The organism is Aeromonas sp. DNP9 (assembly GCF_001728955.1).
Classification (GTDB): domain Bacteria; phylum Pseudomonadota; class Gammaproteobacteria; order Enterobacterales; family Aeromonadaceae; genus Aeromonas; species Aeromonas veronii.
This window is the reverse complement of the sequence record NZ_LYSQ01000071.1, coordinates 1-799: the sequence shown is the minus strand read 5'-3', so window position 1 is coordinate 799 and position 799 is coordinate 1. Positions and strand designations below refer to the sequence as shown.

1 protein-coding gene is annotated in these 799 nt (G+C 52.3%); it reads right to left on the bottom strand.

The window, feature by feature from the left end; all coding sequences use genetic code 11:
- Positions 1–770: alkyl sulfatase dimerization domain-containing protein (locus A9G06_RS21260; protein WP_290439017.1), on the bottom strand; the 770-nt coding region annotated here is incomplete at its 3' end.
- Positions 771–799: the final 29 nt, after the last annotated feature.

Sequence of the window (799 nt, the reverse complement as noted above, 5' to 3'; positions counted from 1 at the left end):
TTACCCACCTGCTCGGCCTTGACCTGATCCATCACCATGCCGAGGTAAGGCATCAGCATGTCGCCAGGCAGTCCCGCTATCACCTCGGGCGAGGTGGTAGAGAGTTGATTGGGCACATTCCCGCCCATACGCAACTCCTGGGCGCCCGACAAATAAAGATTACGAGTCAGGGTTGTCTCATCCTGGTAGCCCAACTGCTCAAGAGAATCAGCCATCAGCAACACCGCTTTCTGGTTGGCAGGATTGGAGGCAACAATATTGTTTAACAGTTCGGCGGCAAAACGATAATCCCCTTTGTTGAAGCTATTGAGGGCGGCCTCCAGTAGCTTGTCCTCCCCTCCAAACGCCTCAACATAACGTTTGCCACGCTCGTCATCGGGATATTGGGCCAATTTGGCCGCGTTACCGTCAAACCAGCCAAGATTACGAATATAGGTTGATTTCAGGTTATTTTTCAGGTTGCCGTAATAGGGACGGTTATCCCAGTTGTTAAACACCGACTTGGGTAGCTTTGCATTTTCGGCAATTTCATCGGGGCCATAACCATAATTGGCGTAGCGCATGGTCGTATCGAAGAGGGACTGATAGAGGTCTCGCTGGTTTTTGAGGTACTCCACTACTTGACCGTTGCCCCAGACCGGCCAGGTATGGGGGCCAAAATGAACCTTGACCTGTTCGCCCCAGCGACCCAAGGACTGGTTGATATATTTCGCCCACGCAGCAGAGTCGCGGATCTGCGCGCCACGCAATGTATAGATATTGTGCTGCAAATGGTTTACATCCTCAGCCATCGAGAGGG